21 protein-coding genes are annotated in these 21,999 nt (G+C 64.6%); 11 read left to right on the top strand and 10 right to left on the bottom strand.

From position 1 onward, the window contains the following. Positions 1–38 precede the first annotated feature (38 nt). Together BX591_RS29400 and BX591_RS29395 are read left to right on the top strand one after the other, a co-directional pair. Positions 39–638 (top strand): nitrogen fixation protein NifQ, encoded by a 600-nt coding sequence (locus BX591_RS29400; protein ID WP_111934825.1) that lies wholly within the window; start codon positions 39–41, stop codon positions 636–638. Positions 639–690: 52 nt separating this feature from the next. Continuing rightward, positions 691–1,089, top strand: a complete 399-nt coding sequence (locus tag BX591_RS29395; RefSeq protein ID WP_244147144.1) for a winged helix-turn-helix domain-containing protein — start codon at positions 691–693, stop codon at positions 1,087–1,089. A gap of 105 nt (positions 1,090–1,194) precedes the next feature. On the opposite strand, the gene BX591_RS29390 is transcribed toward BX591_RS29395, so the two are convergent. The 3 genes from BX591_RS29390 to BX591_RS29380 all read right to left on the bottom strand — a co-directional run bounded on the left by BX591_RS29390 (position 1,195) and on the right by BX591_RS29380 (position 4,471). Then, a complete protein-coding gene (locus BX591_RS29390) occupies positions 1,195–2,556 on the bottom strand; it encodes a DUF2325 domain-containing protein (RefSeq protein ID WP_111934824.1) in 1,362 nt (453 codons plus the stop codon). Between the two features lie 148 nt (positions 2,557–2,704). Then, positions 2,705–3,310: a hypothetical protein gene (locus BX591_RS29385; protein ID WP_111934823.1), complete on the bottom strand. Its 606-nt coding sequence runs from the start codon at positions 3,308–3,310 to the stop codon at positions 2,705–2,707. A gap of 285 nt (positions 3,311–3,595) precedes the next feature. Next, on the bottom strand, positions 3,596–4,471 hold the full coding sequence (locus tag BX591_RS29380; RefSeq protein ID WP_111934822.1) for a LysR family transcriptional regulator: 876 nt from the start codon (positions 4,469–4,471) through the stop codon (positions 3,596–3,598). A gap of 115 nt (positions 4,472–4,586) precedes the next feature. Here BX591_RS29380 and BX591_RS29375 point away from each other — a divergent pair, with 115 nt between their 5' ends. The 3 genes from BX591_RS29375 (at position 4,587) to BX591_RS29365 (ending at position 7,726) form a co-directional block, all read left to right on the top strand. After that, a complete protein-coding gene (locus tag BX591_RS29375; RefSeq protein WP_111934821.1) occupies positions 4,587–6,167 on the top strand; it encodes an MFS transporter in 1,581 nt (526 codons plus the stop codon). 127 nt (positions 6,168–6,294) lie between these two features. Then, positions 6,295–6,774, top strand: coding sequence for a nuclear transport factor 2 family protein (locus tag BX591_RS29370; RefSeq protein WP_111934820.1), 480 nt, complete (start codon positions 6,295–6,297; stop codon positions 6,772–6,774). A gap of 73 nt (positions 6,775–6,847) precedes the next feature. Beyond that, complete coding sequence (locus BX591_RS29365) at positions 6,848–7,726, top strand: 2OG-Fe(II) oxygenase (RefSeq protein ID WP_111934819.1); 879 nt, start codon at positions 6,848–6,850, stop codon at positions 7,724–7,726. Positions 7,727–7,761: 35 nt separating this feature from the next. On the opposite strand, the gene BX591_RS29360 is transcribed toward BX591_RS29365, so the two are convergent. The 4 genes from BX591_RS29360 to BX591_RS29345 all read right to left on the bottom strand — a co-directional run bounded on the left by BX591_RS29360 (position 7,762) and on the right by BX591_RS29345 (position 11,736). Continuing rightward, a complete protein-coding gene (locus BX591_RS29360) occupies positions 7,762–8,433 on the bottom strand; it encodes a cation diffusion facilitator family transporter (protein ID WP_244147143.1) in 672 nt (223 codons plus the stop codon). A gap of 113 nt (positions 8,434–8,546) precedes the next feature. Then, complete coding sequence (locus BX591_RS29355; protein WP_111934818.1) at positions 8,547–8,981, bottom strand: GNAT family N-acetyltransferase; 435 nt, start codon at positions 8,979–8,981, stop codon at positions 8,547–8,549. 112 nt (positions 8,982–9,093) lie between these two features. Beyond that, on the bottom strand, positions 9,094–10,533 hold the full coding sequence (locus BX591_RS29350) for an MFS transporter (protein WP_111934817.1): 1,440 nt from the start codon (positions 10,531–10,533) through the stop codon (positions 9,094–9,096). 321 nt (positions 10,534–10,854) lie between these two features. Next, positions 10,855–11,736: an isocitrate lyase/PEP mutase family protein gene (locus BX591_RS29345; protein ID WP_111934816.1), complete on the bottom strand. Its 882-nt coding sequence runs from the start codon at positions 11,734–11,736 to the stop codon at positions 10,855–10,857. Positions 11,737–11,943: 207 nt separating this feature from the next. Here BX591_RS29345 and prpR point away from each other — a divergent pair, with 207 nt between their 5' ends. From prpR to BX591_RS29325, 4 genes are all read left to right on the top strand, one after another. Beyond that, positions 11,944–13,965, top strand: coding sequence for a propionate catabolism operon regulatory protein PrpR (prpR, locus tag BX591_RS29340; protein ID WP_111934840.1), 2,022 nt, complete (start codon positions 11,944–11,946; stop codon positions 13,963–13,965). Positions 13,966–14,101: 136 nt separating this feature from the next. Further along, positions 14,102–14,665, top strand: coding sequence for an alkyl hydroperoxide reductase subunit C (ahpC, locus tag BX591_RS29335; protein WP_111934815.1), 564 nt, complete (start codon positions 14,102–14,104; stop codon positions 14,663–14,665). 161 nt (positions 14,666–14,826) lie between these two features. Further along, positions 14,827–16,419 (top strand): alkyl hydroperoxide reductase subunit F, encoded by a 1,593-nt coding sequence (gene ahpF, locus BX591_RS29330; protein ID WP_111934814.1) that lies wholly within the window; start codon positions 14,827–14,829, stop codon positions 16,417–16,419. Between the two features lie 327 nt (positions 16,420–16,746). Further along, a complete protein-coding gene (locus BX591_RS29325; RefSeq protein ID WP_111934813.1) occupies positions 16,747–17,901 on the top strand; it encodes an alkane 1-monooxygenase in 1,155 nt (384 codons plus the stop codon). Positions 17,902–17,956: 55 nt separating this feature from the next. Here the strand turns inward: BX591_RS29325 and BX591_RS29320 are convergent, their stop codons facing one another. Beyond that, positions 17,957–18,370, bottom strand: a complete 414-nt coding sequence (locus tag BX591_RS29320) for a DoxX family protein (protein ID WP_111934812.1) — start codon at positions 18,368–18,370, stop codon at positions 17,957–17,959. Positions 18,371–18,462: 92 nt separating this feature from the next. Continuing rightward, complete coding sequence (locus BX591_RS29315; RefSeq protein ID WP_111934811.1) at positions 18,463–19,188, bottom strand: pirin family protein; 726 nt, start codon at positions 19,186–19,188, stop codon at positions 18,463–18,465. Positions 19,189–19,319: 131 nt separating this feature from the next. Between BX591_RS29315 and BX591_RS29310 the strand changes: the two genes are divergently transcribed. Beyond that, positions 19,320–20,210 carry a LysR family transcriptional regulator gene (locus BX591_RS29310; protein ID WP_111934810.1) on the top strand — a complete coding sequence of 297 codons (891 nt, stop codon included), beginning with the start codon at positions 19,320–19,322 and terminating at the stop codon, positions 20,208–20,210. Positions 20,211–20,212: 2 nt separating this feature from the next. Here BX591_RS29310 and BX591_RS29305 read toward each other — a convergent pair whose 3' ends face one another. Next, a complete protein-coding gene (locus tag BX591_RS29305; protein ID WP_111934809.1) occupies positions 20,213–21,229 on the bottom strand; it encodes a 1-aminocyclopropane-1-carboxylate deaminase in 1,017 nt (338 codons plus the stop codon). Positions 21,230–21,391: 162 nt separating this feature from the next. Between BX591_RS29305 and BX591_RS29300 the strand changes: the two genes are divergently transcribed. Beyond that, a complete protein-coding gene (locus BX591_RS29300) occupies positions 21,392–21,919 on the top strand; it encodes an Lrp/AsnC family transcriptional regulator (RefSeq protein ID WP_176343133.1) in 528 nt (175 codons plus the stop codon). Positions 21,920–21,999: the final 80 nt, after the last annotated feature.

Raw genomic sequence — 21,999 nt, 5'->3', positions numbered from 1 at the left:
GCGTACCGTGGTTCGCTCTTCCTCCGCGTGTCGATGCCATGTCTGACAATCCGCTTGCTGATGTTGCCGCTCCCGATTCGCTCGACGCACACGTCGCCGCACGCACGGCCGCCTGGCTTTCACTCGCCGCCGGCACGGCGTCGCCCGACACGCAACTCTTCGCCAGACTGATCGCCGCGCGTGACGCGCGCAACGAACTCGCACTGCTCGGCCTGCCGCAGCCGGCATGGCGCGCGCTGCTGGCAAGACACTTCACGCGCGCATCGGCCCCGGCGCTGCCGCTCCCAGTCCACGCAATCGATCAGATCGACTTCGTCCGCACGCTTCACACGGTGCTGCTTGCGCACGCAAACGCTTCAGTCGACCCGGCGGATGCCGATTGCCTCGCGACGATCATCGCACGTGCCTGTTTGCGCCCGGATCACCTGTGGCGCGACCTCGGCCTGCGCGGCCGCGACGAGGTCACGTGGATGCTGACGCGCTACTTCCCGACACTGGTCGAACGCAATATCGCGAACCTGCGATGGAAGAAATTTCTGGCTCAACAACGTGCGCTTTCGCTGGGGCTGACACCCGGCCCCGCGCCCGGTTGCCCCGGCTGCGAGGACTACGGGCATTGCTTTCCAAAGCTCGCCTAGGCGCCGCCCAGCCTGGGTGGCAGTGCGAGGCGGTTCGTGTATGCTTTCGCGCATGGCCGACATTGCAAAAACCAAACCAGCGCCCGCGAAGAAAAACGCGAAAGTGCGCCCCGAAGTACGCTTCAGAATGCGTATCCGTACCGGAGACACGGTGGCGCTCGGACCGGGCAAAGTCGAACTGCTCGAAGCCGTGCGTGAGTTCGGTTCGATCTCGGCGGCGGCGCGCAGTCTCGACATGTCGTACCGGCGCGCCTGGTTGCTTATCGACGAACTGAACCGCTCGCTGAAATCGCCCGCCACGCATTCGGAGCAGGGTGGTCAGAGTGGCGGCGGCTGCACGCTGACAGCGGTTGGCGAGACGATCATCCGGTTGTATCGGGACGTCGAGGTCGAGGCCGAGCGAAGCTGCGCGAAGCAGATCGCCGAGTTGACGCGGTTGATTCGTTCGTGAGGTGAGGTTGAGGTTGAGGCTTAGCGAAGGGCGGACTTCCGAACCGCGTATCGCGCGAAGCGCAATCCTCCGAACCGCCAAACTCCCCCCGTCCACCCTCAGCCTTTACCCGTGCCGCAAGCAAAACGCCGAAGGCGGCGGGCTACCCAGTTGCGCGACATGCTCGGGATGCAGTCGCGCCATCAACTCCACGAAGCTCGCCACGCTGGCCGTGCGCAGCGGGTGGTAGTCGATCTGATGACGCTCGCAAACACGTTTGAGCGTATTCATCGAATCATGGTCGATGCAGTCCACCGGAAACACCACGATGTCCGCGCCCGGCAACGCGGCCGCAAGCAGACCCTTGCGATCTTCCAGGCCGCCGTCATGCACCAGCAGTTCACCACCGGCCGCATCCACCAGCCGTTTTAGGGCGGCGTTCGAGCCCGGTCTGCCGCCCACATAAACGATCCGCTTGCCTTGCACGCTGTCGAGACTCGCCCGGCGCGCGCTGGCGCCATGCGTGGGGTCGGCGGCGTCGACGGTCGCGCGTTCCAGCGCGTCGCATTCGCTTTGCACCAGCTTGAGCAGTGCGAGCGCCCGATCGTGGCTCGTGCGCAGCGCCTGCGCGGCGTCCTGTTCCTGCAGCACACGTTGCTCGGCGGCTTCGCGGCGGTGGGTGTGCAACGCCACGCGCTGATCGGCGTCGCTCAGGCGTTCGCGCAATTGCTGCGCTTCGGCTGCGAGATCGGCGGCATCGGCGGGAATCTGGCGGGCGACGTTCGCGCTGAGTTGCGCGATCTGCCCGTTCAACGCGGCGATCGATGCATCGCGCTGCGCGGCCAATTCGTTCAGCCGGGTCTGCTGGCGCTCGATTTTCTCTTTCAGTGCGGCGTTTTCTTCTTCCAGCGCGACCAGCCGGCGAATATCGGCGCGGTTCGCCGCGCCGACCAGATGCGACAGCATGTGCAGGTCGCCGAATGCTTTCTGGCGGACCGGCAGGGTGGCGTGCCGATGCGTCATCAACGCCCAGTACGCCGGCGGAATGTCGCCGCTTTTCAACGCCTCGTCCCACAGCTTTAGCAAGCCGGTGTCGTCGCCGGCCTGGTCGAAGCGGCGGATCGCCGCCGCATAGTGGTCGTCGAGCGACTTGTGCAGCGCCTTGGCGCCTGCGCCGCCTTCGATCGCCAGTTCGACCGCCGCGTGATGAATCTCGAGGTCGCTGGCGTCACGGCGATCGAGACTCGTGAATTTGGGGACCAGCTTGCGCAGCTCCTGTGTGCTCAGACAGGTACCAATGATCGAGCAATGCAGATGGCCGTCGAGTTCGGCGAGGCGCGCGCGTCGCGGGGCGTCCGGCCGCGATTGCGGTGCGCTGCCGGGCGCGCAGCAGACGTCGGCGGCGGCATGCATGCCGGCGTTGGCAAGCTCGTCGCCGGATAGTTGCAGACGCGAGGGCTGGGCGAGACGAAACGGGGGCGTGTGCATGAGGTCCTCGAATCCGGTTCGGGGTCAGTCGTGCTCGACGTGAACGTGATACGCGCGCGGCAAGTTTGCCGTGCATGCCGCAGCTACGGTGTATTCGCGAAGATATAACTGTGAGCGAAAGGAAACGGTCATCTGCGTCCTTGGCGAATCAGTCGTGGGAGCCGACGAGGCTGGGTTCGGCTTGCGCGTCGCGCTGAACGGCCGCCGCACTGCGGCTGCGGCTGCGGTTGCGGTGGCCCGTGGCGCGCGTGCCGGCGCTCGACGCGAGGTTAGCCGTGACAGGCCCGTGCTGCTCGAGAACATGTCCAACGCACAGGCCGATAAAAGCGGTATCGAGTCTTTCGAGCTGCGCCACGACTTTGCGCAATGCGGTCAGATCGTTGCTGAACGCATCCGAGAAGATTGCGTCGCGCAGTTGTTCGGCCGAGCGCGCTTCTTCAATGGCGGCTTTCAGATCGTGCAGACGCGCGAAGCCTGCCGCCCGGGCCCGCTCCGCGAGGATCGACAGCAACTGGTTCAGCGAATGCGAGCCCGAAGTGCCGACCGACGCGAAGTTGAGCTTGTCGTTGGTCAGCATCAGCACGAAGCGCTGCACGCTGCCGTACAGGCGCCGGTAAGCATCGACGACGTCGCGGATCGATTCGGCGCGGCCGCGCTCGGACGCCGATCTGACCGCGACGATCGTCGACGAAATCTCATTCGCAAAGCGTTGGCGGCTTTGCGCCGGGTCGGACGGGGTGGATCGGCTGCGCACCGCTACGGGCTCCTGCTGGCTGGTTGGGCTTTAAGGGTCGGCGGGGCGATGAGCATGATGGAGAACCAGCAGGCATGCGCCACGAAGCCAACCGTGATATTCAGCAGGATATAACGAAAGGCGGTCGTGGTGTGGATCGGAACGAGCGTTCGGTTTCAGTTCGAGCGGCCCTTTTGCCGGATTGGGCGCCGGGTTGTGCCGCGTTGATGCCCTGGCTGCGCCTCCCGGTTGTGCTGCGGATTGCGCTCCCGATCGAGCCGCGCGTGAGCCTTGACTACGCCGCTTCTACCCCTTGCGCGCGAAGTCCAGAAACGCTTTCACCGCCGCCGCTTTTTCATACTTCCGGTAGGCGAGCGCGATTTCCGAAGCGATCGTCCTGCCGGCGATCTCGCGGTACAAGACGCCGGGCAACGCGACGCATTCGGCCAGCGTTTGCGGCACCACCGCGACCTTGCCGCCCAGCGACACGCACGCCAGCACGGACGCGAGCGTGCCGGGCCGGGGCCCGAGGCGAGGCGCGAAGCGCCCGCGCCGCGCCACTTCGAAAGTGGGCGCCTCCTGTTCCGGCAGCACGAAACACTGGTCGTGCAGTTGCGCGGGTTTGACGCTTGCCGACGCGGCCAGCGGGGAATCCACGGGAATGGCCAGCACGAACCGGTCGTGATGCACCGTGGCGGCCTGAAGGCCGTCGGCGAGCGGCATCGGCGGACGGATATAGGCGGCGTCGAGCAGGCCGTCGTGCAGCATGACGGCGACGGCGTCCATCGGCACCTCGCGAATCGAAATGTCGACGCCCGGATGGGTCTCGCGAAAGCCGCCGACCGACCGTTGCAGCACGCCCGCATAAGCCGCCGACGCCACGTAGCCGACTTCGATGCGTCCCAGTTCGCCGCGCTCGGCGAGTCGCGCGCGCTCTTCGCCGCGAGCGAGGTGGTCGAGCGCGGTGCGCGCTTCGACGAGGTAGACGCTACCGGCGGCGCTCAGCGCAACCGAGCGTTTGGTGCGATGAAAGAGCCGCACGCCGAGCAGGCGCTCGGCTTCCTGGATGAGCTTGGTCAGCGACGGCGCGGCGATGCCCAGCTCGTCGGCGGCGCGTGAGAAATGCAGGTGTTTCGCGACGCAAACGAAGGCATGGAGATGGCGGAGTTCGAGCTGGCGCATGGGCGTTTGTATTTCACCAGAAGCTAATTATTTTGCAATTCTATGCCAATGACAGGAAATACCAGTCTGGCTACGATGCAGTGACTTCGTTCCTCGTTAGATAAACACCGCGCTCATGCCACCAGACTTTGCCCGCCCCACAACGCCCGCGCCCGCACCCACGCCGGCCCCCAATCCCGCCTTCGTTCTCACCGCCTCCGCGACCTGCGCGCTGATCGTGCTGGACACCAACGTCGTCGCGGTCTCGCTGCCGTCGATCGCGCGCTCGTTCCACGCGAGTTTCGCCGACGTCGAATGGGTCGTCAGCGCCTACATGGTCGCGTTCGCCTCGTGTCTGCTGCCCGCAGGCGGCCTGGCCGACCGTCTCGGCCGTAAGAAGATGCTGCTGATCGGGCTCGCCGTATTCTTCGTGGCGTCGCTCGGTTGCGGCGCGGCGCCGTCCGCGCTCATCCTGAACCTCGCGCGCGCCGTCAAGGGCGTGGGCGCCGCGATGTTGCTCACGGCGGCGCTCGCGGTGATCGCAAATACCTTCCACGAAGGCCCGGCGCGGGTGCGCGCATGGGCCGTGTGGGGCACCTGCATGGGACTGGCGACCACCGTCGCGCCGCTGGTCGGCGGCGTGATCACGCAGTGGCTCGGCTGGCGCTGGATCTTTCTGCTGAACCTGCCGGTGTGCGCGGTGCTGGCGTGGTGCGCGTCGCGCGCGATCGTCGAATCGCGCAATCCGCAGCGCGGCCCGTTGGACGTCGCCGGCGGCCTTCTGTTCGGGTTGGCGCTGTCGCTGGGCATCTGGGCATTGATCGAAGTACCCGCCGACGGCCTCGCAAGCTGGCCCACCGTCGCCAGGCTCGCGGCCTGCGCGCTGCTGCTCGGCGGGTTCGTGCAACTGCAGCGCGTGCGCGCGCACGCCATGGTCGATCTCGCGCTGTTCCGCCAGCCGCGCTTCGTCGCCGCCGTGCTGGCGATGTTCGGCTACGCCGCCTGCGCGCAGGTCATGATGACGTTCCTGCCGCTGTATCTGCAGAACGCGTTCGGGTTGTCGGCAGTAGCGGCAGGCGTCGGCATGCTGCCGTTCGCGCTGGCGATGGTGGTCGGGCCGTACATCGGCGCGGCCCTCGGCAAGCGGTTTTCGGCGATGGCGATGTTATCGGCCGGCCTGCTGCTGATCGCGCTGGGCAATCTGCTGACGGCGCTGGTGGCCGCCGACGAGCGCTATGTGCTGGTCGCGCTCGGCATGATCGTGACGGGACTGGGCGCCGGCATTCTGAATGGCGACACCCAGAAGGCGATCATGGCGTGCGTGCCGCCGGAGCGCACCGGCATGGCGTCCGGGATCAGCACGACCACGCGTTTCACCGCGATCGTCACCTCGGTCGGCGTGCTCGGCGCGGTGCTCGCGGCGCGCACCCACACGGCTTTCATCGCCGCCGCGCCGTCTACACCCGAGGTCAGGGGCGCGCTCGACGCGGGCTTCATGTCCCGCATGCTGGCGGGCGACACGGCGCAAGCCACTGCGCCTATGTCGCCGGCGCTGAGACTGATTCTGACGTCGACCGCGCACGCGAGCTTTGCCAGCGGCTTCGCCGCCGCGCTGGGCTTGGCCGGGCTCGCCGCCGCGGCGATTGCCGCCGGCGTCTGGCTGCTGGGTGGCCGGGCCGAAGTGGCGCGGGTCGGTGGGGTGGTGTCGAACGGCTAGAGCGCGGCGGCTATCCAGCCCGCGCCTTTTTCCGATATCGTGTGCAGCGTGCTCGCGCCCGAACCACCGCGCGGCACGTCCGGCCCCCGGTTTCTTCGCTAACCCGGCAACGCACGATACGAAAAAAATGAGCCAAACCAACCACCAACTGATCGAGCGGTTTTACACGGCCTTCCAGCAGCGCGACGCCGAAGCCATGGCCGCCTGCTATGCCGACGACGTGGTCTTCAGCGATCCCGTCTTCGGCGAATTGCGCGGCGACGAAGCGCGCGACATGTGGCGCATGCTGGTGGCGCGTGCGCAGAACTTCTCGCTGAGCTTCGACAACGTCGAAGCGGACGAGCGCAACGGCCGCGCCCACTGGGTCGCCCGTTACCTGTTCAGCCAGACGGGGCGTGACGTGGTCAACCGGATCGACGCGCGTTTCGTGTTTCGCGACGGCCGCATCGCCGAGCATCGCGACAGTTTCGATTTGTGGCGGTGGTCGCGTCAGGCCTTGGGCCTCAAGGGAACGCTGCTCGGCTGGTCGCCGCTCGTGAAGCGTGCGATCCGCGCACAAGCAAAAAAGGGCCTGGCGCTTTATCGCGGCCGGCAGTTGCGGACCTGACCGGCCATCCCCGCTTGCCATGCGCCGGCGACTTGATACAGTATTTCGTCAAGCCGACGAACGGGGGCATGTCATGCCAGTACTGGATTCCGCCTGGGAAGAATGGCTCAGCAGCAATGTGGCGCGCGGCTGTAGCGTGGATTCGATGATCGACTCGATGGTGCAGGCCGGTTTCGCCGCCGAGGCCGCGCGCTCGGCCGTCCACCGGGCCTTTGGCCAGGAAGCGCAGGACGCCGGCGCGGCCTCGCTTGCCGCGACCGAGGCGGTGCTCGCCAAAACCGCGCCGCGCACCTATCAGTACGATGCGTCGCCGGTTGCCGCCGGCAACGTGATCCGGGCCCACGACCGCGACGTGCGCGTGCTGATGCGCTGCGAACGGCCGCAGGTGATCGTGTTCGCCGACGTGCTGTCGCCCGAAGAATGCGAGGAGATGATCGAGCGTTCGCGGCATCGGCTGAAGCGCTCCACGATCGTCAATCCCGACACCGGCAAGGAGGACGTGATCCGCAACCGCACCAGCGAAGGCATCTGGTACCAGCGCGGCGAGGACGCGTTCATCGAGAAGTTGGACCGCCGCATCTCCAGCCTGATGAACTGGCCGGTCGACAACGGCGAAGGGCTGCAGATTCTGCATTACGGCGTGACCGGCGAATACCGTCCGCATTTCGACTACTTCCCACCCGATCAACCCGGCAGCGCGGTGCATACCGCGCAGGGCGGCCAGCGCGTCTCGACGCTGGTGATCTATCTGAACGACGTGCCCGACGGCGGCGAAACGATTTTCCCGGAAGCGGGCCTGTCGGTCGCGGCGAACCGGGGCGGCGCAGTGTATTTCCGCTATATGAACGGCCAGCGTCAGCTCGATCCGCTGACCTTGCACGGCGGCTCGCCCGTGCTCGACGGCGACAAATGGATCATGACGAAGTGGATGCGCGAACGCGCCTACGGCTGAAGTCGCGTCCTTCGACCCGCCGACCCGCCGACCCGCTATTCCACCGTCTGGCCGACCGTGATGGTGGCGGCGTCGGTCGAACCGGCGAGCAGTTGCTTCAACGCGGCGCGTCCACTCGCGTAACCCATCCGCAGAATCATCAGGCCGATCGCCGCGCCGGCCACGTGGTCGAGCACCGGCACACCGGCCAGACTGCCGGCCAGTCCCAGCGTCGCGACCAGCGCCGACACCGCATCCACGCGAGCATGCAAGGCGCTTGCCAGCAGCATTGCCGAACCGGTGCGGCCGGCTTCGGCGCGCATATAGCGAAACAGCGCTTCCTTGGCGAGCATGACGAAGCCGCTGATGGCGAGCGCGCCGATATGCATGGCGGTGCTGTCGGTCAGCGTCGACGTCTGCGCGATGCTGTTCCACAACATTTCGATGGCCGTGATGCTCAGCACGGCGGCGATGAAGAGCGACGCGAGCGCCTGTTCGATGCCGTTGCCGGCGTCGCGCGGGGCGGTGCCGCGCTGTCGCGTGGTGAGGAACAGCACGACCAGCACGACACTATCGGCGGCCAGATCGCTCAGCGTGTGGATACCGTCGGCAAACAGTCCGTCCGAATGCGCCATCACGCCGATGGCGATCTGCATCGCGCAGAGGAAGGCGTTGAGCAGTGCGCTCGCGGAGGCGGCCTTAAACAAGGTGGCCACCGAAAATGGCATGGCTGCGGCCGTCGCGCTCGAAAAGCTGGGACATGGGGTGGGGACCGTTTTTCTGTTGTCGCAGCAAAGTACCGGGCGAACGTGGCACGGCGATGACAGCGGTCCGCGGGCGCTCAGTCCGTCTTGTAGATAGCCGGGTTATGCAATTCCATATAACGCTCCGGATTCGCCAGCCCGGTGAAGCCATGCGGCGCGTACACGTGATGCGCGTCGCTCGTGACCAGCACGATGCGCCGCAAACCGGTCAGCGAGGGGCTCGCGAAAACGTGCTTCAGCAACGCGGATGCGATGCCCTTGCCGCGATAGTCCGGCAATACGAAAACGTCGCACAGGTAGGCAAAGGTGGCTTGGTCCGTGACGAGACGCACGAACGCGATCTGCTTGCCTTCCAGATAGCCGCCGAAACAGAGCGAGCCCGCCACGGCCCGCTCGAACGTGTCGCGCGGCATGCCTCTCGCCCATGGGGTGTGTTGCGTCAGGAAGGTGTAGACCATCTCGATGTCGAGATCGGCCTTGTCGTTCGAGATGGTCAAATCGTTCGCTTGCACCGCGTGTCTCCTCCCGTTTTGTCGATGCCTCAAAAAAACGCGGCGGTGCTTCGAGTCGCACACCGCCGCATCAGGTCACGGCCTCAGGCCATGACGCGCAACGCGTCTGCCGTCAACCCTTCGCGGGACCTTCATTGCCGCGCGAGCCGCCGCCGATGCTTTGCCCCGCGTTATGCGGCAGACCCCAGTAGCCGATCACGGACACCAGCGTCAGCACACCGGCACACAGAAACGCCAGGCGGAAGTCGTCGAGCGTGAACACGCGGCCCGTCGTCTCGCCGTTGAAGAAGGCCGCCGCCCGCAGCGACACCGCGCCGAACGCGATGCCCAGACCGATCGTCATTTGCGCTGCGGCGCTCCACAGCGTGCTGGCCGCGCTCATTTGCGGTTGCGCGACGTCGGCATAGGCGAGGGTGGCGAGCGTGGAGAATTGCATGGAGCGCGCCACGCCGTAGACGAACACGACGATCAGCACCAGCGCGAGCGGCACGTTCGGCGTCAACAGCCCGCAAGCGACGATGAACAGGCCCGCGACCGTCACGTCGACGATCGACACCATGCGAAAGCCGTAGCGCTGCAGAATGCGCGTGGTCAGCGCCTTCATGCCGAGATTGCCGAGCGCGCTCGCCAGCAGCAACAGCCCCGACTTGAACGCGGACAAGCCGAAGCCGACCTGGAACAGCAGCGGCATCAGATACGGCACCGCGCCGATGCCGATCCGCGTGAACGAGCCGGTCACGACGGTCACGGAAAATGTCGGAATCTTGAGGGTGGACACGTCGATCAGCGGATGCGGATGACGCTTCGCATGCCGGAACGCCACGATGCCCATCAGCAGGCCGAATAGCACGACCGCGCCGGCGACCCAGGGATTCTCGCCGGGCTGGCTCGCCAGTTCCGCGCCGTACAGAATCGCGGTGAGCGTCGTGCCGCTGAGCAGCAGGCCGACCACGTCGAGCGGCTTGCGCTCCGTGCCGCGCAGGTTCGGCACCAGCGCGAGCACGACCGCCATGACCGCGAGGCCGACCGGCACGTTGAGCAGAAAGATCCAGCGCCACGACGCGTAGGTCGTGATGAAGCCGCCGACCGGCGGTCCGATCACCGGCGCGGCAATCGCCGGCCACGTGATGGTGGAGATGGCTTGCATCATGCGGCTTTTTTCGGTGCTGCGAACCACGATCAGACGGCCCACCGGCACCATCATCGCGCCGCCGATGCCTTGCAGCAGTCGCGCCGCGGTGAACTCCGCGACGTTCTGCGATAACCCGCACAACACCGAGGCCACCGTGAACACGCCGATCGCGCTGAAGAACACCGTGCGCGATCCGCAGCGATCGGCGACCCAGCCGCTCACCGGGATAAAGATCGCCAGCGCCAGCATGTAGGCCGTCATGCCGAGACTGAGGCTATTGGGACCGACGCCGAACGAGTGCGCCATCTGCGGCAAGGCCGTGGCGATCACTGTGGTGTCGAGATACTCCATGAAGAAGGTCGCCGCGACGATGTACGGCAGCCAGCCAATGTGCGAATTGCGTGTGCCGTCCGCGGTCATTGCGCGATCCTTGTCGACCGCGTGCGGGATGCGAGGGCGCGTACGACGCGCGGGCGGCTGGAGCGATGCTCAATAGGCTTCATGTTCTTGCAACTACCTTTCGAAAGCGGGCTTCCGGCATGCGGATAGCGAGGCGCAAAGAGATTGCGGCTTATACCGTGACGTACCGGCAGGAATAGGGCGCATGGCCGCTAGCCCTGAATCGTAACGCAACCGACCCGCTTGTATCGCCCGGGATTGCCGGGGCTTGCCGTCATGACGGCGCACGGCGGGCCGGCCGCAAGCGCGCGGCGGGCCGCCGTGTCCCGGTTACCGCTCGCCTCAGTCCTTCGCGGCGTATTCGCGATCCAGCTTGTCGTACAGCGGTTTGTTGACGAGCCGCTGACGCTCGCTGAACGGCGCGACCAGCGTCGCGTCCTCGTCGAGACGGCCGTTGCTCTTCAGCGTGCCGAGCGCGCGCTGCATGCCGAGCACCGCGCCCTGCAGCGCGGCGTTCGCGTACAGCACGATGCCGTAGCCCAGCTTTGCCAACGCTTCACGGGACTGCACCGGCGTCTTGCCGCCGATCACGATGTTGATCAACTGCGGCGTGTCGAACAGCGCCGGCAATCGTTCGATGTCGGCCAGCGATTCGGTTGCCTCGATAAACAGAATGTCGGCGCCGGCTTCGATAAAGCGATGGCCACGCTCGATCGCGTCTTCGATACCGTGGACGGCGGCCGCGTCGGTGCGCGCCATGATCTGCAGATTGCCGTCTTCGCGGGCGTCGACGGCCGCGCGGATCTTGCCGACCATCTCGCTCGCGCTGACCACTTCCTTGCCGGCAAAGTGGCCGCACTTCTTCGGCATGATCTGGTCTTCGAACTGGATCACGTCGGCGCCGCTGCGTTCGAGCACGCGCACGGTCTGGCGCACGTTAAGCGCGTTGCCGAAGCCGGTGTCGGCGTCGACGATCAGCGGCAGCGCGACGGCGTCGCGAATCCGCGCCGTGTGCTCGGCGACTTCGGCGAGACCGATGAAACCGAGATCGGGCAAGCCCAGCGACATGTTGGTGACGCCCGCGCCGGTGATGTAGATCGCCTCGAAACCGGCGTCTTCGATGACGCGCGCGCTCATCGCATTGAAAGCGCCGGGCACGAGGAGGCCCTGGCGTTCGTTGACTTTGGCGCGGAACGCGGCGCGGCGGGTGGCGGATGCGGTCATGACGGTGTGTCTCCAGTTAGAAATCTGAATGAAGGAAGCGGGATCTGGCTTTGCAGGAAGCATGCCATTGGCGGCCTTAGCGGTTTTTGTTGCAAACAATCAGCAACTTAGCTGGGACACAAGGCGCGCGGCGGTTCGTGGCACAATGGGCGGATTGTTCCATAAAACGTTTCATGGAACGTTTCATATTCGAAGCGGAGTGCCGTGGTGTCCACTTTCACATCGTCGCTGACGGCGCCTCAGGCGGGCCGGCCGGGTGTCGCACTGGTGAGTATCAGCCGGTTGCAGTCGCTTTGCGAGACCGTTGCACCGCGTTACGCGGCGCGCGCGCGGTTTTTTTCGGTGCGCGAGGGCTACGGCGCGGCCGTCACGGCCTTGCAGGCTTACGTGGATGCGGGCGCCGTCGACGTCGTGCTGGCCGCCGGATCGAACGGCGCTTATCTGCGCGACAACCTGAACGTGCCGGTCGTCATGGTCAAGGTGAACGGCTTCGACGTGCTGAGCGCGATCACCCGCGCCACCACTACGTGGCCCGGCGCGCGGATCGGCCTGGTGCTGCACGAAACGATCTCGCACGAACTGGCCGACCTTGGCGCGTGGCTGAAAGTCGACCTGAAGCAACGCGCCTACCGGTCGATCGACGAAGTGCGGCTCGCCGTCGCCAATCTGGCCGCCGAGGGCTGCAGCGTGATCATCGGCCCCGGCATGGCCTGCGACGTCGCACAGCAGTCGGGTCTCGCCAGCGTGTTTCTCTATTCGCTCGGCGCGGTCGAGGAAGCGTTCGAGCGGTCGGTGGAACTGGCGCGCGTGAGTCGGCAGAAGGAAGCGAAGCGCGAGCGGCTCAATACCATCGTCGGTCATCTGCGTGACGGGGTGGCCGCCTTCGACGAAGCCGGCCAGCTCGAAGCGGTCAACCCGGCCATGCTCGATCTGCTGGGCTTCGAGGCCCCGAAAGAGCTGCTGGCCGGCCGCGAACGGGACGTGGCGGCGCAGGTCTCGCAGGCCGTCGGGCCGCTGCTGCGCGAAATGCTCGAACAGGGCCAGCCGATCGAGGAGCGTGTCGAGCAGATCGGCGGCCGGGCGCTGATCGTGAACTGTGTGCCGGTGGTGGAGCAGGGCGTGCGCTCCGGCTCGGTCGTGACTTTGCAGGATGCACTGGTCGCACAGCGGATCGACCGTTCGCTGCGCACCAGCCAGCGGCCGAAGCAACTGGTCGCGCGGCATCATCTGGGCGATCTGGTCGGCGATTCGGCGGCGCTGGAGCGGGTGCGACGGCTGGCCCGCGCGGGCGCGGCGCACGACGCCACCGTGCTGCTCGCCGGCGAAAGCGGCACCGGCAAGGAGCTGGTTGCGCAGGGCATTCACAATGCGAGCCGGCGGCGCGGCAATCCGTTCGTCGCGTTCAATTGCGCGGCGTTGCCCGAAGGATTGATCGAAAGCGAACTGTTCGGGCACGAGGAGGGTGCGTTCACCGGGGCGCGTCGCGGCGGCAAACCGGGCCTGTTCGAAATTGCGCATACCGGCACTATTTTCCTCGACGAAATCGGCGAAATGCCGGCGGCGCTGCAAAGCAGGCTGCTACGCGTGCTGCAGGAGCGCGAGGTGATGAAGCTGGGCGCCGGGCGCGCCACGCCGGTCGACGTGCGGGTGATTGCCGCCACGCATCGCGATCTGCATGCGCTGGTCGAGCAGGGCGTGTTTCGCGCGGATCTGTATTTTCGGCTGAACCTGCTTCCGATAGAATTGCCGCCGCTGCGCGCACGGCGCGGCGATGTCGCCCAACTGGCGCGGCACTTGTTAAGCCGCAGCGCGCTCCAATATGGCCTGTCGGACGCCGCGCTGGGCCGGGTGCTGGCCTTTCTCGCACCGTTGTTCGATGGCTACGCGTGGCCCGGCAACGTGCGGGAGCTGGAAAATCTGCTGGCGCGCGCGGCGATTTATCTGGGCGATGCCACGATGGCGGCTACGGCCGGCATGGCTGCGTCGCAAAAGCCGGGCGGCGAGGATTGGCAGGCAGTCTTCCCCGAATTCGGGCGGATGAAGCGGGCGGCGGCCGCGGACGCCGCCGGGCGAGATCCTCAATCCAGCGCCGACAAAGCTTCGGCCGGCGCCGCGCCCACCCGCGAAGACGTCATGCGCGCCCTCGCCGAATCCGGCGGCAATCGCGCCGCGGCAAGCCGGGCGTTGGGCATCGGTCGCACCACGCTCTGGCGTTTGATGAAAGGCTGATCCGGGCCAATAGCCTGCGGCGGCGCAACAAATAGTGTAAAACTATCACAATTATTGAAACACTTCACTTTACCTATTAAGCGTGGTCTGACATACTGACTCCACTTTCCAACCACTCCGAAAGAGGACTCAGTAAATGCCGATCATCAATAGTCAAGTCAAACCGTTCAAGGCGCAGGCTTACCACAATGGCGATTTCACGACTGTCACGGAAGAAAGCCTGAAGGGCAAGTGGTCGGTTTTCGTTTTCTATCCGGCTGACTTCACGTTTGTTTGCCCGACCGAACTGGGTGACCTGGCCGATCGTTACGACGAATTCAAGAAGCTGGGCGTTGAAATCTACAGCGTGTCGACCGACACGCACTTCACGCACAAGGCATGGCACGACACGTCGGACACGATCCAGAAGATCAAGTACCCGATGCTGGCCGACCCGACGCTGGCGATCTCGCGCAACTTCGACGTGCTGATCGAAGAAGAAGGCCTGGCACTGCGCGGCACGTTCGTGATCAACCCGGAAGGCGAGATCAAGCTGAGCGAAGTGCACGACAACGGCATCGGCCGTGACGCGGGCGAACTGCTGCGCAAGGTGCAAGCTGCACAATACGTCGCGGCTCACCCGGGTGAAGTGTGCCCCGCCAAGTGGACGCCGGGCGCAGAAACGCTGACGCCGTCGCTGGACCTGATCGGCAAGATCTAAGGTCTCCAGACCGCTGGTAGCAACCGCAACAAGCGCCTCACGGCGTGTCACCGTGCGGACCGTCCAACACGACGGTTCGCGCGTCCCCGGGCCGCACGTTTCCCTTCCGGATGCGTGCGGCGCCGGGAACCCAATACCCATCGCCACGGAATCGAATCGCCATGCTTGATGCCAATCTCAAGACTCAGTTGAAAACGTACCTCGAAAAGGTTAGTAACCCTATCGAGATCGTCGCGTCGCTCGACGACAGCGCAAAATCGCAAGAGCTGCTGGCATTGCTGAACGATATCGCGACGCTGTCGGAACGCGTCACCGTGATCGAACGTCGCGGCGACGAAGCGCGCAAGCCGTCGTTCTCGATCGGCAATCCGGGTAAGGAAACGGGCATCCGTTTCGCCGGTATTCCGATGGGGCATGAATTCACGTCGCTGGTGCTGGCGCTGCTGCAGGTTGGCGGCCATCCGGTCAAACTCGAGGAGTCGGTGATCGAACAGATCCGCAATCTCGACGGCGACTATCAATTCGAAACGTATTTTTCGCTGTCGTGCCAGAACTGCCCGGAAGTCGTCCAGGCGCTGAACGTGATGGCGTTGATCAACCCGCGCATCCGCCACGTGGCGATCGACGGCGCATTGTTCCAGAACGAAGTCGAAGCGCGCCAGATCATGGCGGTACCGACCATGTTCATGAACGGCGAAGTGTTCGGCCAGGGCCGCAGCGGCGTCAAGGAAATTCTCGCGAAGCTCGACACCAATGCCGGTGCGCGGGCCGCGAAGGAACTGGAAAAGAAACCGGTGTTCGACACGCTGATCGTCGGCGGCGGCCCGGCGGGTGCGGCAGCGGCGATTTATTCGGCGCGCAAGGGTATCGTGACCGGCGTCGTGGCGGAACGCTTCGGCGGTCAGGTGCTCGATACGCTGGCCATCGAAAACTTCGTCTCCGTTACGGAAACCGAAGGGCCGAAGTTCGCCACGGCGCTCGAACAGCACGTCAAGACGTATGAAGTCGACATCATGGACGTGCAGCGCGCCGAGGCGCTGATCCCGGGCCGCATCAACGAAGTGCGCCTGGCCAATGGCGCGGTGCTTAAGGCGAAGACCATCGTTCTGGCCACGGGTGCGCGCTGGCGCGAAATCAACGTGCCGGGCGAGCGCGAGTACCGCAATCATGGCGTGGCGTACTGCCCGCATTGCGATGGCCCGCTGTTCAAGGGCAAGCGCGTCGCGGTGATCGGCGGCGGCAATTCGGGCGTCGAAGCGGCGATCGATCTCGCGGGGATCGTGCGTGAAGTGACGCTGTTCGAATTCGGCGCCACGCTGCGTGCCGACGAAGTGCTGCAACGCAAGCTGCGCAGCCTGGCCAACGTGACCATCGTCACACAGGCACAGACCACGGAAATCACCGGCGACGGCAAGAAGGTCAACGGTCTGGTCTATAAGGACCTGCGTTCGGACGAAGTGAAAACGATCGAACTGGAAGGCGTATTCGTGCAAATCGGCCTCGTGCCGAACACCGAGTGGCTCAAGGGCACGGTGGAGTTGTCGAAGCACGGCGAGATCGTGGTCGACGCCCGTGGCGCGACGTCGGTGCCGGGCGTGTTCGCGGCCGGCGACGTCACCACGGTGCCGTTCAAGCAGATCGTGATTGCGGTGGGCGAGGGCGCGAAGGCATCGCTGAGCGCTTTTGATCACCTGATCCGCAATAGCGAAGAGCTCGAGGCGGTGAGCGAGGTCGAGACGGAAGCTGCGGTCTGAGGATGGCGTGTGGTGGGATAAGTAAAGTGCGGCGGCCTTCGGGTCGCCGTTTTTGTTTGGGGCGGAAGATTCGGCGTCACGACAGAAGCGGTGTCATTCACCCGCCCTTTTCCTCTCCCCAACACCCGTTTCATTCACCCGCTCGACCCCACGCCAACAAGCCCCAACCGCCGCTGCGCTGTTTGGAGACTCGCACCTGGCTCAATTCCTTGGCGATCCCGCGCTCCAGGCCATATAAATCTGGAAGTCGGAAAAAGTCCCGCCGACCCATGCGCCGGCCATCGAGCCATGCGCGGACAAGGGCGACATAAAACCAGGAGGGAGACAATGGCAACATCGCAAGCGGCCCCCGCGCGGTGGGTCGACAGCAAACGCTATCTCTGGCTGCTCGGCGCGCTCACGATCACCTTGCCGCTGCATGCCGCGAATCTGGCGTTGCAAACCGGTTGTGCTATTTTCTGGTGGTTCGGACCGATCTTCGTGTTCGGCATCATCCCGCTGCTCGACTATCTGATCGGCGACGACCCCAGCAACCCGCCCGAAGACGTCGTCCCGACGCTCGAACGCGAGCGCTATTACCGGCGCATCGTTTACCTCGCCACGTTGATCGAATACGTGTCGTTCTTCGGCGCGGTGTGGATCGTCGGAACGCACACCATGACGTGGTACGACTATCTCGGCTTCGCGCTGTCGCTGGGCGCGGCAACCGGTGTGTCGATCAACACCGCGCACGAACTCGGCCATAAAACCGATCGGTTCGAGCGCTGGCTTGCCAAAATCACGCTGGCGCCGGCCTGCTATGGGCATTTCTTCGTCGAACATAATCGCGGTCATCACGTGCGAGTGGCGACGCCGTCCGATCCGGCCAGCGCGCGCTACGGCGAATCGTTCTGGGCGTTCCTGCCGCGCACGGTGTTCGGCAGCATCGCGTCCGCGTGGCGACTCGAAAAACACCGCCTGGAACGCCTCGGCAAATCGCCCTGGACATGGCGCAATGAAGTCCTGCATTCGTGGGCGATGACGGCCGTGCTGTGGGGCGGCCTGATCGCGCTGTTCGGCAAAACGATCGTGCCGTTCCTGCTGATCCAGGCGGTGTACGGTGCGTCGCTGCTCGAAGTGGTCAATTATCTGGAGCACTACGGGCTGGCTCGCAAGCAACTCGCGAGCGGCCGTTACGAGCGTTGCCAGCCGCAGCACTCGTGGAACAGCAACCGCATCGTGACGAATCTGTTTCTGTACCAGTTGCAGCGCCACGCCGATCATCACGCGAATCCGACGCGCTCGTATCAGGCGTTGCGTCATTTCGACGGCGCGCCGCAATTGCCGTCCGGCTACGCCACGATGATCATGCTCGCGTACGTGCCGCCAGTGTGGTTCCGGGTGATGAACCCACGCGTCGTCGCGCATTATCACGGCGACATGGCGCAGTCGAATATTCGTCCGGCGATCCGCGAGCGGGTGCTGGCGCAATTCGCGGGCTAGCCGGCGACACGAGCGGGACGAGCGGGACGTCGAGCCGACGCGCAACCTCCCATGCCTAGCGCCGATCGATCGAGTACCTACCCGCGCCGGTCACCGCCAGCAACAGCAAGCCGCCGATGATGCTGATGTTCTTGTAGAAGTGAATCATGTTGTCGTACTGCATGGCGCCGGTCATGTTCCAGTAGTGGTGGCCAATGATCGCGGTGCCGAGCGTATAGACGGCGAGCAGCAGGGCAAGCGGCCGTGTAAAGAAGCCGACCAGCAGCGCGATACCCACGACCAGCTCCATCACCACCGCGATGACCGCCGACAACTCGGGCACCGGCGCGCCGCTCGACGTCATATAGGCGACCGTGCCGGAAAAGCCCGTCAGCTTCGACCAGCCGAACATCACGAACAGCACCATCAACAGCACACGGGCGACGAGAATGATCCCGTCCTTCTGGTTTTCAAATAACGTGTAGCGCATGATTCTTCTCGATCTGAATTTTAAAAGCAGGGAAGTGTGGCGGCTCGCCGCAAACGCGTCGGCGAGCTGTCCTTAACCATCGGTGAAGCGGCTCAAGCCCACAGGGCCGACGTTTCGATGTTCCGCAAATCGAACACCAGCACTTCGGCATCGTGACCTTGCGTGAACGTTAGCGACTTTTCATCGCGCACTCGCGCACCATCGCCTTCGCCGAGCTCGACGCCGTTCACCGTCACGCTGCCGCGTGCCACGTGAATATACGCATAACGCTCGCTGCCCAACTCGAGCCGCGCCGTTTCGTCGCCGTCGAACAAACCGGCGTACACCCGCGCATCCTGTTGCAATTCCAGCGAACCGTCCGCGCCGTCCGGCGACATCACGAGGCGTAGCACACCGCGCTTGTCTTGCGCGCTGAAGTGGCGTTGCTGATAACGCGGCGCCGCGCCGTTCTTCGAGGGCGCGATCCAGATTTGCATGAAGTGCACCGGATCGGTCTTCGAATGGTTGTATTCGCTATGCGCCACGCCGGTTCCCGCGCTCATCAACTGGATGTCGCCAGGTACGATCACCGAGCCGGTGCCCATCGTGTCCTTGTGTTCCAGTGCGCCTTCCAGCACGTACGAAAAGATCTCCATGTCGCGGTGCGGGTGCTTGCCGAAACCTTGAGCCGGCGCGACACGGTCGTCGTTGATCACCAGCAGGTCGGAAAAGCCGTTCTGCTTCGGATCGTGATAACTCGCGAAGGAAAACGTATGACGCGAACTGAGCCAGCCGTGCTCCGCGCGACCGCGTTGATGGGCGTGTCTGATATCGAGCATGTTTATTCTCCTGGGGTTGTGCGATCCGGCCAGTTGTTGGTCCGCGATCCATGAACAGCAGTGTAGGTCAATCTGGAGCGCTACAATCATAGGCAAATAGGAAACACTGTCACCATGGAGTGGACAATAGTATGCAACTCGACGACATGCGGATCTTCGTCGCCGCGGTGGACGCGCATAACTTCACGGCGGCGGCTCGGCGGCTGTCGCTGTCGAAGCAGTTCGTGAGTCGCCGCGTCATGGCGCTGGAGGACACGCTCGGCGTGCAATTGCTGATCCGCAATACGCGCAAGCTGGCCGTGACCGAGCTCGGTCAGGAGTTTTACGAACGCGCCACGCGCATTCTGGGTGAAGTGGACGACGCCGAGCAGGCCATGTCGCGGCAGCGCGCCGGTCCGCGCGGACTGTTGCGGGTGAGCGCGCCGATGTCGTTCGGCATGATGCACCTGTCGCCGCTGCTGGCGCTGTTTCTGCGTGAGCACGGCGAGGTGCGCGTCGACATGGAGTTGAGCGACCGTACCGTCGACGTGGTCGGCGAGGGCTTCGACATGGCGATCCGGATCGGCACGCTGGCGGATTCCACGTTGATCGCGCAGAAACTGGCCGATATCCGCCTCGTAGCGTGTTGCAGTCCCGGCTACGTGCGACGCCGCGGCGCGCCCGCCGCGCCCGCCGATCTGGCGCGGCACGCCTGCCTCCTTTACGGGCACGGCGGGACCGTGAGTTGGGAGTTCGAGATAGGCGGCGCGCTGAAGGGCGTCGAAGTGCACGGGCCGCTGCGCGCCAATAACGGCGACCTGATTCGCGATGCGGCGGTGGCCGGACTCGGCATCGTACGGCTACCGGACTTTATCGTCGCCGACGCGCTTAAAAGCGGTCTGCTGGTCACGGTGCTCGACGAATTCCTGCCCGCCGCGACCAGCGTCCATGCCGTGTATCCGCAGCATCGGCAAAGCTCCCCCGCGATCCGGACGTTCGTCGAGTTCCTGAGGGCGCATTTACGCAAGCGGCTTGCGGCGTGAGCCTAGCCGTTGCGGAAGATGAAGCTGTAGCCGTTCAACGCCGGCACGCCGCCCAGGTGCGCGTACAGCACGCGCGACCCCGCCGGAAACTCGCCGTTGCGGACCATCTCGATCATGCCGTGCATCGATTTGCCCTCGTACACCGGATCGGTCATCACGCCTTCCAGACGCGCGCATAGGCGGATCGCCTCGAGCGTTCCGTCGTTCGGCAGGCCGTATTCGGGGCCGCCGAAACGCTCGTCGAGCACCACGTCCGCAGCGGTAATGTCGCGTTCCAGACCGACCTGTTCCGCAGTCCGTTTCGCGATCCGTGTGATCTGCTCACGCGTTTGCGCGGGTTTCGCGGAGGCGTCGATACCGATCACGCGCTCGGCGCGGCCGTCGGCGGCGAAGCCCACGATCATGCCGGCCTGCGTGCTGCCGGTCACGGAGCACACCACGACGTAGTCGAACTTGAAACCCAGTTCGGCCTCCTGCTGCCGGACTTCTTCGGCGAAACCGACAAAACCGAGGCCGCCCAGCGGATGGTCCGAGCAGCCGGCCGGAATCGCATACGGTTTGCCGCCGGCGGCGCGCACGCTTTCGAGCGCGTCCTCCCAGCTTTTGCGAAAGCCGATGTCGAAGCCGTCCGCGACCAGCCGCACGTCCGCGCCGAGAATGCGCGACATCTGGATGTTGCCGACGCGGTCGTACACGGCGTCCGAGTAGTTGACCCAGTTCTCCTGCACCAGCACGCACTTCATGCCCAGATGCGCCGCCACCGCCGCCACCTGGCGCGTCTGGTTCGATTGAATCCCGCCGATCGACACCAGCGTGTCGCATCCCTGCGCGAGAGCTTCGGGAATCAGATATTCGAGCTTGCGCGTCTTGTTGCCGCCGAACGCGAAACCGCTGTTGCAGTCTTCGCGTTTCGCATACAGATGCACCTTGCCGCCGAGGTGCTCGCTCAGCCGTTTGAGCGGTTGGATCGGCGTCGGCCCGAAAGTGAGCGGGTAACGAGGGAATCGTTGCAGGTTCATGGTAGCTCCGTTGTCCGTGGTATCGAGGCGACCGGCAACCCGGCGCGTCGCAATACATGGTAGGGAAAACCGCCTGAAATGAGCTTGCGAAATAAATGGCTTCGGCTTACTTTTAAAAATACCGAACAAAATTTAAATTAATAAAAATCTGCCAACTAAACCATGAGCACAACAAAAGTTCGTCGCACTGCAACAGCCTCAGACGACGCCGCCGTCCAGACTGATCCCCTGCAGGCGCTCGACCGTATCGATCGCGCGATCCTGCGGCAGTTGCAGACCGACGCGTCGATTTCGAACGTCGCGCTCGCGGCCAAGGTCAAGCTGAGTGCGCCGGCCTGCTTACGGCGAGTCGAGCGGCTCAGGGAGTCGGGGCTGATTCGTGGCGTGGTCGCGCTGATCGACCCGAAGGCGGCAGGCGCGGGGATGCTGGTGATCATCGGCGTGGTGCTGGACCGCTCCACGCCGGAATCTTTCGCCGAGTTCGAGAAAGCGGCGCAGAAGGTGTCCGGTTGCATGGAATGCCACGTGGTGACCGGCGAATTCGACTATTTCATGACGATCCGCACGCGTGACAGCGACAGCTTCAACCGCCTGCACGCGGAACAGTTGCTGTATCTGCCGGGCGTGCGGCAAATCCGCTCGTTCATGGTGCTGAAGGAAATCCTCTCGACCACGAAATTTCCGCTGTAAGCGACGCTGTTAGATAAAAAAGGCGAGCATGCTGTCATCAAACCCGATCTCGCACGACCAAGCATCGAGACCACTCGCGG

Origin of the sequence: Paraburkholderia bryophila (assembly GCF_003269035.1) — a bacterium.
Classification (GTDB): Bacteria; Pseudomonadota; Gammaproteobacteria; order Burkholderiales; family Burkholderiaceae; genus Paraburkholderia; species Paraburkholderia bryophila.
Note: the sequence above shows the minus strand (reverse complement) of the source record. Positions and strands in the feature narration are given on the sequence as shown.